Annotated in this window: 12 protein-coding genes; 7 read left to right on the top strand and 5 right to left on the bottom strand. The window is 63.2% G+C overall.

What is annotated here, in order from left to right; translation table 11 throughout:
* Position 1: 1 nt before the first annotated feature.
* The 4 genes from C4J90_RS16635 to C4J90_RS16650 all read left to right on the top strand — a co-directional run bounded on the left by C4J90_RS16635 (position 2) and on the right by C4J90_RS16650 (position 4946).
* Positions 2-1060 carry an alpha-ketoacid dehydrogenase subunit beta gene (locus C4J90_RS16635; RefSeq protein ID WP_124363420.1) on the top strand — a complete coding sequence of 353 codons (1059 nt, stop codon included), beginning with the start codon at positions 2-4 and terminating at the stop codon, positions 1058-1060.
* A complete protein-coding gene (locus C4J90_RS16640) occupies positions 1061-2326 on the top strand; it encodes a dihydrolipoamide acetyltransferase family protein (RefSeq protein WP_124420356.1) in 1266 nt (421 codons plus the stop codon).
* A gap of 4 nt (positions 2327-2330) precedes the next feature.
* Positions 2331-3710 (top strand): dihydrolipoyl dehydrogenase, encoded by a 1380-nt coding sequence (gene lpdA / locus C4J90_RS16645; RefSeq protein WP_124420357.1) that lies wholly within the window; start codon positions 2331-2333, stop codon positions 3708-3710.
* A 216-nt stretch (positions 3711-3926) separates the two neighbouring features.
* Entirely contained in the window at positions 3927-4946 is a 1020-nt protein-coding gene (locus C4J90_RS16650) for a branched-chain amino acid aminotransferase (RefSeq protein WP_124420358.1), read from the top strand.
* 128 nt (positions 4947-5074) lie between these two features.
* Here C4J90_RS16650 and C4J90_RS16655 read toward each other — a convergent pair whose 3' ends face one another.
* From C4J90_RS16655 to C4J90_RS16680, 5 genes are all read right to left on the bottom strand, one after another.
* Positions 5075-5965, bottom strand: coding sequence for a GNAT family acetyltransferase (locus tag C4J90_RS16655; protein WP_124420359.1), 891 nt, complete (start codon positions 5963-5965; stop codon positions 5075-5077).
* A 513-nt stretch (positions 5966-6478) separates the two neighbouring features.
* Positions 6479-7312, bottom strand: coding sequence for a TIGR03915 family putative DNA repair protein (locus C4J90_RS16665; protein ID WP_124420360.1), 834 nt, complete (start codon positions 7310-7312; stop codon positions 6479-6481).
* A complete protein-coding gene (locus tag C4J90_RS16670) occupies positions 7309-8529 on the bottom strand; it encodes a putative DNA modification/repair radical SAM protein (RefSeq protein ID WP_124371175.1) in 1221 nt (406 codons plus the stop codon). The genes C4J90_RS16665 and C4J90_RS16670 overlap by 4 nt, the downstream gene beginning before the upstream one ends.
* Positions 8530-8595: 66 nt before the next feature.
* Positions 8596-9933, bottom strand: a complete 1338-nt coding sequence (locus C4J90_RS16675) for a lysine N(6)-hydroxylase/L-ornithine N(5)-oxygenase family protein (protein WP_124420361.1) — start codon at positions 9931-9933, stop codon at positions 8596-8598.
* A gap of 120 nt (positions 9934-10053) precedes the next feature.
* Positions 10054-10536, bottom strand: coding sequence for a sigma-70 family RNA polymerase sigma factor (locus C4J90_RS16680; protein ID WP_124363428.1), 483 nt, complete (start codon positions 10534-10536; stop codon positions 10054-10056).
* 256 nt (positions 10537-10792) lie between these two features.
* Between C4J90_RS16680 and C4J90_RS16685 the strand changes: the two genes are divergently transcribed.
* From C4J90_RS16685 to C4J90_RS16695, 3 genes are read left to right on the top strand one after another with little or no spacing between them, the layout of a single operon-like run.
* The gene (locus C4J90_RS16685) at positions 10793-11962 is read left to right on the top strand and encodes an efflux RND transporter periplasmic adaptor subunit (RefSeq protein ID WP_124420362.1); all 1170 of its coding nucleotides are present in this window, start codon (positions 10793-10795) and stop codon (positions 11960-11962) included.
* A gap of 1 nt (position 11963) precedes the next feature.
* On the top strand, positions 11964-13937 hold the full coding sequence (locus tag C4J90_RS16690) for a MacB family efflux pump subunit (protein WP_124415067.1): 1974 nt from the start codon (positions 11964-11966) through the stop codon (positions 13935-13937).
* Positions 13930-15342 (top strand): efflux transporter outer membrane subunit, encoded by a 1413-nt coding sequence (locus C4J90_RS16695; RefSeq protein WP_124420363.1) that lies wholly within the window; start codon positions 13930-13932, stop codon positions 15340-15342. Before C4J90_RS16690 ends, C4J90_RS16695 begins: the two co-directional genes overlap by 8 nt.
* Positions 15343-15411 lie beyond the last annotated feature (69 nt).

The following is a 15411-nucleotide window of genomic DNA, read 5'->3' on the forward strand; positions in this document are numbered from 1 at the left end:
CATGAACGATCACAACAACAGCATCGAACTGGAAACCGCCATGACCACCACCACCATGACCATGATCCAGGCCCTGCGCTCGGCCATGGATGTGATGCTTGAACGTGACGACAACGTGGTGGTGTTCGGCCAGGACGTCGGTTACTTCGGCGGCGTGTTCCGTTGCACCGAAGGCCTGCAGACCAAATACGGCAGCTCACGGGTATTCGACGCGCCGATTTCCGAAAGCGGCATCATCGGCGTGGCGGTGGGCATGGGCGCCTACGGCCTGCGCCCGGTCGCGGAAATCCAGTTCGCCGACTACGTCTACCCCGCCACCGACCAGATCATCTCCGAAGCCGCGCGCCTGCGTTATCGCTCGGCCGGCCAGTTCACCGCGCCCTTGACCATGCGCATGCCGTGCGGCGGCGGCATCTACGGCGGCCAGACCCACAGCCAGAGTATCGAAGCGGTGTTCACCCAGGTCTGCGGCCTGCGCACCGTTATGCCGTCCAACCCCTATGACGCCAAAGGCCTGCTGATCGCCTCCATCGAAAACGATGACCCGGTGATCTTCCTTGAACCCAAGCGCCTGTATAACGGCCCGTTCGATGGCCACCACGACCGCCCGGTGACGCCGTGGTCGAAACACCCGCAAGCGCAAGTGCCGGACGGTTACTACACCGTGCCGCTAGACGTGGCCGCCATCGTGCGTCCGGGTTCGGCCGTGACCGTGCTGACCTACGGCACCACCGTGTACGTGTCGCAAGTCGCCGCCGAAGAAACCGGCATCGACGCCGAAGTCATCGACCTGCGCAGCCTGTGGCCGCTGGACCTGGAAACCATCGTCAACTCGGTGAAAAAGACCGGCCGTTGCGTCGTGGTGCACGAAGCCACGCGCACCTGCGGATTTGGCGCCGAGCTGGTGGCGCTGGTGCAGGAACATTGCTTCCACCACCTGGAAGCGCCGATCGAGCGCGTCACCGGCTGGGACACCCCCTATCCGCACGCGCAGGAGTGGGCGTATTTCCCTGGCCCGTCCCGAGTGGGCGCGGCGTTGAAACGGGTCATGGAGGTCTGAATGGGCACGCACGTAATCAAGATGCCGGACATTGGCGAAGGCATCGCGGAAGTTGAATTGTCGCAGTGGCATGTCAAGGTCGGCGACATGGTCGTCGAAGACCAGGTGCTGGCGGATGTGATGACCGACAAGGCGATGGTGGATATTCCCTCGCCGGTCCACGGCAAGGTGATTTCCCTCGGCGGCGAGCCGGGTGAAGTCATGGCGGTGGGCAGTATTTTGATCAGCATTGAGGTGGAAGGCGCCGGTAACGCCAAGGAAGCGCCAGCCGTGGCCGCACCGGTAGAAAAAGCCGCGCCGGTGGTGGAGAACACGCCGCCACCGGTTCAAAGCCAGCCCGCGCCTATCGCGGTCAAGGCACCGGCACCGGCACCGGTAGCGCGTGATGGCAATGAACGCCCGCTGGCCTCCCCGGCCGTGCGCAAGCGTGCGCTGGATGCGGGTATTGCGTTGCGCCTGGTACAGGGCACAGGTCCGGCCGGGCGGATTCTGCATGAAGACCTCGACGCCTACCTTCAGCAAGGCACGAGCAACACCGCGACAGCGGCTAACCCCTACGCCGAACGCAACGACGAGCACCAGATTCCGGTGATCGGCATGCGCCGCAAGATCGCCCAGCGCATGCAGGACGCCACCCGCCGCGCCGCGCATTTCAGCTATGTGGAAGAAATCGACGTCACGGCGCTGGACGAGCTGCGCGTGCACCTCAATGAAAAACACGGCGCCACCCGCGGCAAGCTGACCCTGTTGCCGTTCATCGTGCGCGCCATGGTGGTGGCACTGCGCGATTTCCCCCAGATCAACGCGCGCTACGACGACGAAGCGCAGGTCATTACCCGCCTCGGTGCGGTGCATGTGGGCGTCGCCACCCAGAGCGACGTTGGCCTGATGGTGCCGGTGGTGCGCCACGCCGAAGCCCGCAGCCTGTGGGGCAATGCCGAAGAAATCGCACGCTTGGCCACGGCTGCGCGCACTGGCAAGGCCAGCCGCGACGAGCTGTCGGGCTCGACTATCACCCTGACCAGCCTCGGCGCGCTGGGCGGGATTGTCAGCACGCCGGTACTGAACCTGCCGGAAGTCGCCATCGTCGGTGTCAACCGCATCGTCGAGCGGCCCATGGTGATCAAGGGCCAGATCGTGGTGCGCAAGATGATGAACCTCTCCAGCTCGTTCGATCACCGCGTGGTCGATGGCATGGACGCGGCGCAATTCATCCAGGCCATTCGCAGCCTGCTCGAACAACCCGCCAGCCTGTTCCTGGAGTAAGGGCATGACTTCGACATTACACACCACCCTGCTGATTATCGGCGGCGGCCCGGGCGGTTATGTGGCCGCGATTCGCGCCGGCCAGCTGGGCATCCCGACCATTCTGGTGGAAGGCCAGGCGTTGGGCGGTACCTGCCTGAACATCGGCTGCATTCCGTCCAAAGCCTTGATCCACGTGGCCGAACAGTTCCAGCAAAGCGTTCACCACAGCCAGGGCTCGCCCTTGGGCATCGAAATGGATGTGCCCACCCTGGACATCCGCAAAAGCGTGGAATGGAAAGACGGTATCGTCGATCGCCTGACCACCGGCGTCGCCGCGCTGCTGAAAAAGCACAAGGTGCAGGTGATCCATGGTTGGGCCAAGGTGGTGGACGGCAAGACCGTCGACGTGGGCGACCAGCGCATTCAGTGCGAACACCTGCTGCTGGCCACCGGTTCGAAAAGCGTCGAGCTGCCGATGCTGCCGCTGGGCGGGCCGGTCATTTCGTCCACCGAAGCCCTGGCACCGACCCGTGTGCCGAAGCGGCTGATCGTGGTGGGCGGCGGTTATATCGGTCTGGAGCTGGGCATTGCCTACCGCAAGCTCGGCGCCGAGGTCAGTGTGGTCGAGGCCCAGGAGCGCATCCTGCCGGCCTACGACGCCGAGCTGACCCAACCGGTCAGCGAGTCGCTCAAACGACTGGGCATCAAGCTGTACCTCAAGCACGCCGTTACTGGCTTTACCGACAACCGCCTGCAGGTGCGCGACCCCAATGGCGACACGCTGGCGCTGGAGACCGACCAGGTGCTGGTGGCCGTGGGTCGCAAACCCAACACCCAGGGCTGGAACCTCGAAGCGCTGAACCTGGCGATGAACGGCGCGGCGATCAAGATCGACAGCCGTTGCCAGACCAGCATGCGCAACGTCTGGGCCATCGGCGACCTGAGCGGCGAGCCGATGCTGGCGCACCGTGCCATGGCCCAAGGCGAAATGGTTGCCGAACTGATCAGTGGCAAATCCCGCGAATTCAACCCGGCGGCGATCCCGGCCGTATGCTTCACCGACCCGGAAGTGGTGGTGGTCGGCAAGACGCCTGACGAAGCCCAGGCGGCCGGCGTGGAGTGCATCGTGTCGAGCTTCCCCTTCGCCGCCAACGGCCGCGCCATGACCCTGGAGTCGAACACCGGTTTCGTGCGGGTGGTGGCGCGGCGTGACAATCACCTGATTGTCGGCTGGCAGGCGGTGGGCGCTGGCGTGTCCGAGCTGTCCACGGCGTTCGGCCTGAGCCTGGAAATGGGCGCGCGCCTGGAGGATGTGGCCGGCACCATCCATGCCCATCCGACGCTGGGTGAAGCCGTACAGGAAGCGGCGTTGCGAGCCTTGGGCCACGCGTTGCATCTGTAGAACCGGGGTGCGGCCATCGGGGGCAAGTCGAATCGTCGCACCGCCCCTCCCACATTTGGAATGCGTTCCCCTGTGGGAGGGGGCTTGCCCCCGATAGCGATGGATCAGCCAACAGAGATGTCGAATGGTCCATCCGCCCGCTCCCACACAAGCCAAGAATGCAGTATTGTTGTGCCATCCAGAAAAAAATCCGACTTGACCAAGATAGAGGGTGTCATGGGTAACGAGAGCATCAATTGGGACACGCTGGGTTTTGACTACATCAAGACCGACAAGCGGTTTCTCCAGGTCTGGAAAAACGGCGAATGGCAAGACGGCACCCTGACCGACGACAACGTGCTGCACATCAGCGAGGGCTCCACCGCCCTGCACTATGGCCAGCAGTGCTTTGAAGGCCTCAAGGCCTACCGCTGCAAGGACGGCTCGATCAACCTGTTCCGTCCGGACCAGAACGCCGCGCGCATGCAGCGCAGCTGTGCTCGCCTGCTGATGCCGCATGTAACGACCGACGCGTTCATCGATGCCTGCAAACAGGTGGTCAAGGCCAACGAGCGCTTCATCCCGCCTTACGGCAGCGGCGGCGCGCTGTACCTGCGCCCGTTCGTGATCGGCACCGGTGACAACATCGGCGTGCGCTCGGCGCCGGAGTTTATCTTCTCGGTGTTCTGCATCCCGGTCGGCGCCTATTTCAAAGGCGGCCTGGTGCCCCACAACTTCCAGATCTCCACCTTCGACCGCGCCGCGCCACAGGGCACCGGTGCCGCGAAAGTCGGCGGTAACTATGCCGCCAGCTTGATGCCAGGGTCGGAAGCGAGAAAATCCGGCTTCGCCGACGCGATTTACCTGGACCCGATGACCCATTCGAAAATCGAAGAAGTCGGCTCGGCCAACTTTTTCGGCATCACCCATGACAACCAGTTCATCACACCGAAGTCGCCTTCGGTACTGCCGGGCATCACCCGCCTGTCGCTGATCGAACTGGCCCAGAGCCGCCTGGGCCTTACCGTGGTCGAGGGCGAGGTGTTCATCGACAAGCTGGACCAATTCAAGGAAGCCGGAGCCTGCGGCACTGCTGCGGTGATCTCGCCGATCGGTGGCATCCAGTACAACGGCAAACTGCACGTGTTCCACAGCGAGACCGAAGTGGGCCCGGTTACCCAGAAGCTCTACAAAGAGCTGACAGGTGTGCAGACCGGTGATGTTGAAGCGCCAGCGGGTTGGATCGTCAAAGTCTAATAGCCACAACGCAAAACTCAATGTGGGAGGGGGCTTGCTCCCGATAGCGGTGTATCAGTCACAGACTTATTGACTGACCCACCGCCATCGGGGGCAAGCCCCCTCCCACATTTGATCTCCAGTACTTTTTAAGATTGAGGAATGTTCACCGCAATCTTCTTGCCCATGCTGATCCTCTGTTCCACCCCATACCCCAACGCCTCGTAAAACCCCGCCACCGCATCATTGCCGCTGGTGATCTGCAGGTTGATCTTCATGCAACCCAGCGCCGTCAACGCCTGTTCCGCGTGACGCACCAACGATGATCCCAGGCCGTGGCGACGATAGTCGGCGTGCACCGCCACCGAATACAGCCAGCCACGATGGCCGTCGTACCCGGCGAGGATCGTGCCGATCACGGTTTTTTTGTCGGTGGCGACAAAGAACAGCCCGTCATTGACCGCCAGCTTCTTATCAATCGCCAGGGTCGGCAGGTTATGCGCGGTGTCATAGCCGAACGCTTCCTGCCATAACGCAACCACCTGCGCACGGTGCTGGCGGTCGCGATACGGGCCGATGGGGTGCCGAGACAGCAGCGCCTTTTCCATGACCAGCGTGCGCTCGTTGCCGTGATAGACATCGCGCACAGTATGAAAACCCAGCTTGCTATAGAACGGCTCGGCGGTCAGCGAAGACGGCACGCTCAACACGCTCACCCCGGTTTCACGGGCGCGCAGCTCGATCTCGATCATCAGCAGCCGGCCAATGCCCTGCCCTTGCAGCGCTGGGTTGACGAATACCGAGCGCACCACATTGGCGTCCAGGGCCGCCGTGGCGACGATCACATCGGCTTTTACCGCCACCAGCACCACACGACGCTTGAGCAGTTCCAGCACCGCCTCGGGTGTGAAATTGCTCGCCACGCGAGCGATCACATCCGCCGGGTAATCCCGTGCATTGCTGCCGTGCAAGGCGGCGAGGATGACTTGGCTGATGCCTTCGGCATCTGAGGCTTGGGCAGTACGAACGACGGTAGACATGCTTGCTCCTGGCTGACGGCGCTATAACAAGCACCACAATACCAATGTGGGAGGGGCGGTGCGACGATTCGACTTACCCCCGATTACGGTGGGTCAGCTACAGATAAGCTGGCTGATCCACCGCTGTCGGGGCATGGATATCCACACACTTTTGGCGCGGGGCTCAGGAGTCGAAGCCTCTCTAACTGATGCCCCGCGACCTAATGTGGGAGGGGGCTTGCCCCCGATGGCGGCCTGACAGCCGGCCAGGATGTTGGATCAGAGCGAGTACATATCCGTTGCTGCGGTAACGGCGGCTTAGGGTTCCGCCCTTACGGCGGGTCACTTTTGGAAAAGAGCCCCAAAAGTAACCAAAAGGGCTCTTGCCCCACCACTCGGCACCTCGCCCAGGCTCGGTGTGCCTAGATCAAGAGCAAGATCAAGAGCGGCTCGCTTCGCATCGTGGTTACCGTATGCTGCTACAAAATTGTGAAGATACCTATGGCCATCGGGGGCAAGCCCCTCCGACATTTTTTAACCATGCCCGCCCGCAATTCGTTTGCCCGGCTTGGCACCAACCAGCTTAGCCTGCCCATCTTTCTGCTTGCCCGTACGCGCCTCGCTGATAAGCCCCGGAATCAACTTGCCCTCCGGCAGGTTCTTCCAGAACCGGCTCGGCAAATGCCCTTCCATCACCTTGGGGTTCAATCGCGCCGGGTTGAAGATGTGGCTGTAGTAGGTCAACCACATGGCGCTGTGCGGATCCTCGACATTCTGCGCCAGTTGCTGCCAAGCCTCGGGGCACTGGCGTTGGTGAATCAATTGCTCGCCGTCGTAATACACCCCGTCCAGGGGTGTTGCGATCATCCAGCGATGCCGGCCCATGCGCCCGACAAAATGCTGGCTGGCGCTTTGCAGAATATCGTGGGCCGGTTCGTGCCAGGCCACGTACTCCGGCAGCTGCGGCCCAGCCTCCGGCGGCAAGGCGATAAACCGCACAAATGCGTGCAAGTGGTGGGCTTCACGGCTGACCTGCTTGATGCGCCGCTGCAACTCGCTGCCCAGCTTGTCACCGGCCAGCATCGCGGTGCGATCGCCATGGCTGACCCTCCACAACACCTCGTACAGCAAACTCCAGCGCTGGTCGCCGTGGTAGCAGGCGGCCGACTCCAGCAGGTGCAGCAACGCCTTGGGGATGCGCGCCTGGAACGGGCCAGGCCCAGGCGGAATCGGCTCGTCGGTGGCAAACAGATCCGCCACCTCGGCTTCGCCCCAACTCACCTGGCTGGGGTCGACCTGATGGCTGAGCAGCCAGCGCGCCTGTTCGCGCCAGGTGCTGAACAGGTTGTCGCATTCCAGGCTGATCATCCCCACAACCCCATTTGTTGCGGTTGCGGGCGATCGCGCAGCTGCTCGCGCAGCAAAACGCTGGTGGTGTCCGCTTGTTGGGGGTGGTAATCGCTGGTGATGAAAAACGGCTTGGCCTTGGCCAGCACGCAGCGCATGCGCGCCAGGTCTTCGAAGCGGATCTTGCGTTCGCGGCGCAGGTCGACCAGGCGCTGGGTGGTGCGCAGGCCAATGCCGGGGATGCGCGCGATCAAGGTAGGTTCGGCGCGGTTCAGGTCCAGGGGGAACACCTCGCGATGTTCCAGGGCCCAGGCCAGCTTGGGGTCGATATCCAGGGCCAGGTGGCCGGGGCCTTCGAACAGCTCGTTGGCGCTGAAACCGTAGCTGCGCAACAGGAAATCGGCCTGGTACAAACGATGCTCGCGCATCAGCGGCGGCGCGGCCAAAGGCACGCTTTTAGGGCTGTTGGGGATGGGGCTGAATGCCGAGTAATACACACGGCGCAGCTTGTAATTGCCATACAGGGCTTCGGCACCGTGCAGGATGGTGCTGTCGTCGGTGTCGTCGGCGCCGACGATCATCTGCGTGCTCTGCCCGGCCGGGGCGAAGCGCGGCGCGCGGGGTTCGTTGAGCACGGTCTGCTCACCGGTGTAGATGGTCTGCATGGCCTGCTTGATCGAGACGATCTGCTTTTCCGGCGCCAGGGTTTGCAGGCTCGCATCGGTGGGCAGTTCGATATTCACGCTCAGGCGGTCGGCATAACGCCCGGCCTCGGCGATCAGCGCCGGGTCGGCTTCGGGAATGGTCTTGAGGTGGATATAGCCGCGAAAGTCGTGCTCCTCGCGCAACAGCCTGGCGACCCGCACCAACTGTTCCATGGTGTAGTCGGCCGAACGGATGATGCCGGAACTGAGAAACAGGCCGCTGACGCAATTGCGCTTGTAGAAGTCCAGGGTCAGGGTGACCACCTCTTCCGGGCTGAACCGCGCACGGGGCACATCGCTGGAACGGCGGTTGACGCAATACTGGCAGTCGTAGAGACAGAAATTGGTGAGCAATACCTTGAGCAGCGACACGCAACGCCCGTCGGGCGTATAGCTGTGGCAAATGCCCATGCCATCGGTGGACCCCAGCCCCGCCTTGCCTTCGGAGCTGCGCTTGGGTGCGCCACTGCTGGCGCATGACGCGTCGTACTTGGCGGCGTCGGCGAGGATGCTGAGCTTTTCGATCAACTGCATGGAGAGCTACCGATACTGGTTTTTTGTACAGTATCAGCAGCTACCCCCTGTCACAAGTGCAGCCTGTCAGCTCGCCGTTGCCAACAACAGATCCTGTACCGAACGCGCTGAATCACGGCTGCGGTCATTGGCATACAACGACGCGGCAATTTCATCGGCGCGAATCGGCAGCACCGACAGCAAGGTATCGCTCAAGCCATGGCTGGCCTGGCTGAACCCCTGGATATAGATACCCGCCTTGCAGCGCTCATCGGTGACGATACGGTAGTCGCGGGCCACTTCGAAGTCGCCCATGTAGGCGTGCAGCGGCGCGAGCAGTTCGCGGTGCATCTGGCGTTCGTAACCGGTGGCGAGGATTACCGCGTCGTAGTGATTCACGCAGGTTTCGCCGGTAGCGTTGTTGCGCAACGTCAGTTCGATGCCGAGCGGACCGGGGGTGGCCTTTTCGACCACGGTCATGGTGCGAAACGCCTGGCGCGCGATACCGGAGACTTTCTGGCGATAGAAGATGCCGTAGATGCGTTCGATCAGGTCCAGGTCCACCACCGAGTAGTTGGTATTCTGGTACTCGGCGACCAGGCGCTCACGTTCGGCACCGACTTGCTGGAATACCAGGTCGGTAAAGGCCGGCGAGAACACTTCATTGACGAACGGGCTGTCATCGGCGGGTTTGAGCGCCGAGCCGCGCAGGATCAGGTCAACCTGCACCGAGGGGAAGCTGTCGTTGAGGTCGATAAAGGCTTCGGCGGCGCTCTGACCACCGCCGATCACCGCGATGCGCATCGGCTTGCCGTCGACACAGGGCTGGCCGGCCATGCGCTCCAGGTACTGGGAATGGTGGAACACCCGGCTGTCGCCCTTGAGCGCCTTGAACGCCTCGGGAATACGCGGCGTACCACCCGCGCTGACCACCACCGAGCGTGTGGTGCGCACATGCTGCTCGCCCAGCGCATCGCGGGAAATCACGCGCAGCGCTTCCACCTGCTGCTGGTGCAGGATCGGCTCGATGGCCAGCACTTCTTCGCCATAGCGGGCCTGGGCCTGGAATTGCCCGGCGACCCAGCGCAGGTAGTCGTTGTACTCCATGCGGCACGGGTAGAACGTGCCCAGGTTGATAAAGTCCACCAGGCGCTCGTGGGCCTTCAGGTAATTGACGAAGGAATACGGGCTGGTGGGATTGCGCAGGGTCACCAGGTCCTTGAGGAAGGAAATCTGCAGTTCGCTCTGGGTCACCAGGGTATTGCCATGCCAGCGGTAGTCGGCTTGTTTGTCGAGGAACAGCACGTCCAGTTTGCCCTGGGCCTTTTCACGCTCCTGCAGGGCGATGGCCAGCGCCAGGTTCGATGGGCCGAAGCCGATACCGATCAGGTCGTGAACCGCGGGCGAAGCAATTGCCTGTGTCATTCCAGTGTCCTCTGGATAAGCCCCTTGGCGGTTGGGGCGGGAATACCTTCATGGCCTGCACAACAGGCCGTGTGTTGATAGGAAACGAGGACAGTGAAATAAAATTTAACTAATGCCGCTTCAGTGGGCTTCCCACTCACGCATGCGTGACCGGCAGTGCTTCATGGCATTGACGATGTGCTTTTCCACCAGGCTGCGGGAAATGCTCAGCCGCTCGGCGATTTGCAGATGGGACAGGCCGTCGAGTTTGCGCAGCAGGAAACTGTCGCGACAGGCCGCCGGCAACTCGGCCAGGGCGCGCTCGAGCAGCTCCAGGCGCTGGCCCTGGTCGTGGCTGGCGTGGGGTGAACACGGGGCGAAGCGTTCTTCGCTGTCCAGCACCTCCAGCGGCTCGACCTGGCGCAGGGCGTTGCGCCGATGGCCGTCGATCACCAGATTCAACGCGGTGCGATACAGGAACGCGCGCGGCTGTTCGATCGGGGTGTCACTGGAACGCTCCAGCACCCGCACATACGCGTCATGCACCACATCCTCGGCCACCTGACGGTTGCCCAGCTTGGCGTTGAGGAAACACACCAGCTCACGATAGTAGTTTTCCAACATGACTCCTGGCCCCATGGCCGTGGTGCTAACGATGCCAGTTCGGGTAGGAACAGGCCCATCGATGATGGCAGTTTGAGTAGGTGCAATTTATAGTAATTCTCATCTACTTTTAAAGAAGTCTCGCATCAACGGCCGATTTTTTTCGCCGCGCGAGCTGTAACCGCGCGTGTAACCGCCTAAATCCTGCGACATTTTCTTCGTTTAACTGTCAGCTCTGCGCGACTGCGCCCCGATCTTTCCTGGCTGGAACCTACGCATGAAACGCCCTCGACCTGCCCGACGCGCCCTGCTTGTGGTGGCGTGCCTGATTCCCATCGTTGCGTTTGCCACCTGGCAAGGCCTGGCGCCGGGTCGCGACACCCTGGCCACCGTCACCGTCACCCGTGGCGATATCGAAAACAGCGTCACGGCCCTGGGTACCCTGCAACCGCGGCGTTATGTGGATGTGGGCGCCCAGGCTTCCGGGCAGATCCAGAAGATCCACGTCGAAGCCGGCGACCAGGTCAAGGAGGGCCAATTGCTGGTAGAGATCGACCCCTCGACGCAAAAGGCCAAGCTCGATGCCAGCCGCTACGCCATCGAAAACCTTGAGGCGCAGTTGCAGGAGCAGCAGGCCCAGCATGCATTGGCGCGCCAGAAGTACCAGCGCCAGCAACGCTTGAGCGCCGGCAACGCCACGCGCGAAGAGGATGTACAAACCGCCAAGGCCGAACTGAGCGCGACCCAGGCGCGGGTCGAGATGTTCCAGGCGCAGATCCGCCAGGCGCGGGCCAGCCTGCGCAGCGACGAAGCGGAACTGGGTTACACGCGTATCTATGCGCCGATGGCCGGTACCGTGGTCGCGGTGGATGCGCGGGTCGGCCAGACGCTCAACGCGCAACAACAAACTCCGCTGATCCTGCGCATCGCCAGGTTGTCGCCGATGACCGTATGGGCCGAAGTCTCCGAGGCGGATATCGGCCACGTCAAACCCGGTATGAGCGCTTACTTCACCACCTTGAGCGGCGGCAGCCGGCGTTGGACCAGCACCGTGCGCCAGATCCTGCCGATTCCACCCAAACCCTTGAACGAAACCCAGGGCAGCGGCAGCCCGAGCAGCGCCAGCAAAAGCGGCAGTGGCCGCGTGGTGCTGTACACGGTGCTGCTGGACGTGGACAACGCCGATAACGCGCTGATGGCGGAAATGACCACCCAAGTGTTTTTCGTCGCAAACCAGGTCAAGGACGCCCTCACCGTGCCAGTCGCTGCGCTGCAAGGCACGCCCAACGCGGATACGCAAATCGCCCGCGTGGTGGCGAAGAACGGCAGCATCGAGCAGCGCACGGTGCGCCTGGGTGTCAGCGACCGCCTGCGCGTCCAGGTGCTGGATGGCCTCAGCGAAGGCGATCACCTGTTGATCGGCCCGGCCGACAGCAGCGGGGGTTGAATTGACCACGCCCCTGATCGAACTCAAGCACATCCGCAAATCCTACGGCGGCGGCGACAGCCCGCAGGTCGACGTGCTGCGTGGCATCGACCTGGCGATCCATGCCGGGGAGTTCGTCGCCATCGTCGGCGCGTCCGGCTCCGGCAAGTCCACATTGATGAATATCCTCGGGTGCCTCGACCGCCCGAGCGACGGTGACTACCTGTTCGCCGGTGAAAACGTTGCCCACCTGGGCAGCGACGAACTGGCCTGGCTGCGCCGCGAAGCCTTCGGTTTCGTGTTCCAGGGCTACCACTTGATCCCGTCGGCATCGGCCCAGGAAAACGTCGAGATGCCGGCGATCTATGCCGGCATCAGTGCCAGCGAACGGCACGCCCGCGCCACCGCCCTGCTCACCCGCCTGGGCCTGGCCGACCGCACCGGCAACCGTCCGCACCAGCTCTCCGGCGGCCAGCAGCAGCGGGTGTCCATCGCACGGGCGCTGATGAACGGCGGGCATATCATCCTCGCCGACGAACCCACCGGCGCCCTCGACAGCCACAGCGGCGCCGAAGTGATGAGCCTGCTCGACGAACTGGCGAGCCAGGGCCATGTGGTCATCCTGATCACCCATGACCGCGAAGTGGCCGCACGGGCCAACCGCATCATCGAGATTCGCGACGGCCTGATCATCAGCGACTCGGCCGGCGCCCAGGCCTGCGTGCCTGCCGAAGCGGACAGCACTGCGCTGCAAGCCGTGGACCTGCGTCAGCGCCTGGTCGACGGCGCCGAACACAACGGCGCCTGGAAGGCCGAACTGCTCGACGCATTGCAAGCGGCGTGGCGCGTGATGTGGATCAACCGTTTTCGCACCGCGCTGACCCTGCTCGGAATCATTATTGGCGTGGCCTCGGTGGTGGTCATGCTGGCCGTGGGTGAAGGCAGCAAGCGCCAGGTCATGGCGCAGATGGGCGCGTTCGGCTCGAACATCCTGTATGTCAGTGGTTCGTCACCCAACCCGCGTACGCCCCTGGGCATCATCACCCCCCAGGATGTGGCCGCCCTGGCCACCCTGCCCCAGGTGAAACGGATCATGCCGGTCAACGGCGCCGAAGCCGGCGTACGTTTCGGCAACATCGACTACATCGCCTATGTCGGCGGCAACGACACCCAGTTTCCGAGCATCTTCAACTGGCCGGTGGTCGAGGGCAGCTACTTTACCGAAGCCGACGAACGCAACGCCGCCACCGTCGCGGTGATCGGCGCAAGGGTGCGTGACAAGCTGTTCAAAGGCCGGGTCAACCCCATCGGCCAGTACATCCTGATCGAAAACGTGCCATTCCAGGTGGTGGGCGTGCTCCAGGAAAAAGGCTCCAGCTCGGGCAACAAAGACAGTGATGACCGCATTGCCATCCCCTACTCCGCCGCCAGCATCCGCCTGTTCGGCAGCTATAACCCGGAATACGTGGTGATTGCCGCCGCCGACGCCACCCGGGTGAACGCCGCCGAGCAGGCCATCGATCAGTTGCTCAAGCGCCTGCACCAGGGCAAGGACGATTATCACCTGACCAACAACGCCGCGATGATCCAGGCCGAGGCGCGCACGGCCAACACACTGTCGTTGATGCTCGGTTCGATTGCGGCGATTTCCCTGTTGGTGGGCGGCATCGGCGTGATGAACATCATGCTGATGACCGTGCGTGAACGTACCCGCGAAATCGGCATCCGCATGGCCACCGGTGCCCGTCAGCGCGACATCCTGCGCCAGTTTCTCACCGAGGCGGTGATGCTCTCGGTGGTCGGCGGGCTGTTGGGTATTGCCCTGGCCTTGCTGGTGGGCGGCGTGCTGGTACTGGCCGAGGTGGCGGTGCAGTTTTCCCTGATGGCGGTGCTCGGCGCCTTTGGCTGCGCGCTGGTCACCGGTGTCGTATTCGGCTTTATGCCGGCCCGTAAAGCTGCCCGGCTCGATCCGGTTAAGGCGTTGACCAGTGAATAAACGACCCCTCGCACCGCCGCTGGCGCTGCTCAGCCTGTGCCTGTTGCTCAATGCCTGTGCGGGTAATGCGCCCGCCGTCGACAGCGGCATCGCGCCGCCCGCCGCCTGGCAATACGCCGAGCGCGCGGCCAGCCAAGCCACCAACCAGCGCTGGTGGACACAATTTGGCAGCCCCTCGCTCAACCGCCTGATCGACCAGGCGCGCCGTGACAGTTTCGACGTTGCCGCCGCCATGGCCCGCGTGCGCCAGGCGCAGGCAACGGCGGTGATTGCCGGCGCGCCGCTGCTGCCCGAGGTCAAGTTCAACCTCACCGCCAGCCGTGAAAAGCTGCTGCGCGGCAGCGGCAACTCGGACCTGAACGCCACCGAGAGCAACAGAACCGTCAGCAGCTATGACGCCAACCTCACGGCCAGCTACGAACTCGACTTCTGGGGCGGCCGCGCCGCCGCACGGGACAGTGCACTGCAGAGCCTGCAGGCCAGCCAGTTCGACCAGGCCAACGTCGAGCTGACCCTGCTCAGCAACGTGGCCGACCGCTACGCGCAAACCCTGGCCGCGCGCCAGCGCGTGCAGATCGCCGAGCTGAACCTGGCGAACGCGCGCAATGTGCTGAAGCTGGTGCAAACCCGCTACGACGCCGGTTCCGCCACGGCCCTGGAGCTGGCGCAACAGAAAAGCCTGGTGGCCAGCCAGCAACGGCAACTGCCGCTGATCGAGCAGTTGACCGAAGATTCGCGGATCACCCTTGCCGCGTTGCTCGGCCAGCCCGTGCAGGCGCTGGCGCTGGGCAACGAGGCGTTCCAGGCACTGACTTGGCCAAGCATCGGGCCCGGCGTGCCGAGCCAGTTATTGAGCCGGCGCCCCGACCTGGCCCAGGCCGAGGCACAGCTGGCGGCGGCGAGCGCCGATGTGCGCGTGGCCCGTGCGGCGATGTTGCCTGCCGTCACCCTGGGCGCGACCCTGGGTTCGGGCGCGTACAAAGCCGACGACATCCTGCGCAGCCCGTTCTACACCCTGACCTCGGGCCTGGTGGCCCCGATCTTCAACAACGGTCGTTTAAGCGCGGAACGCGACAAGGCCCGTGCGCGCCAGGATGAGCTGCTGCACACCTACCGAGGGGCGATCATCAACGGCTTTGCCGACGTGGAAAAAGCCCTCAGCAGCATCACCCGGCTGGACCAGCAACGCCAATGGCAAGCCGAGGAGTTGCAACAGGCACAGACCGCGTTCCAGATCGCAGAAAGCCGTTACCAGGCCGGTGCCGAGGATTTGCTCACGGTGCTGGAAACCCAGCGCACCTTGTACGCGGCCCAGGACTTGAACGTGCAACTGCGACTGTCGCGCTTGCAGGCCAGCATCGCGTTGTATAAAGCGCTGGGCGGTGGCTGGAGTAGCGACATCTGATAAACGAAACTCCAGTTTCGTACACAAACCGTTTAATCGCCTTACATTATTAGACCCAAGGTCCTTGGT

This window comes from Pseudomonas sp. R2-60-08W (assembly GCF_003852335.1).
Lineage (GTDB): Bacteria > Pseudomonadota > Gammaproteobacteria > Pseudomonadales > Pseudomonadaceae > Aquipseudomonas.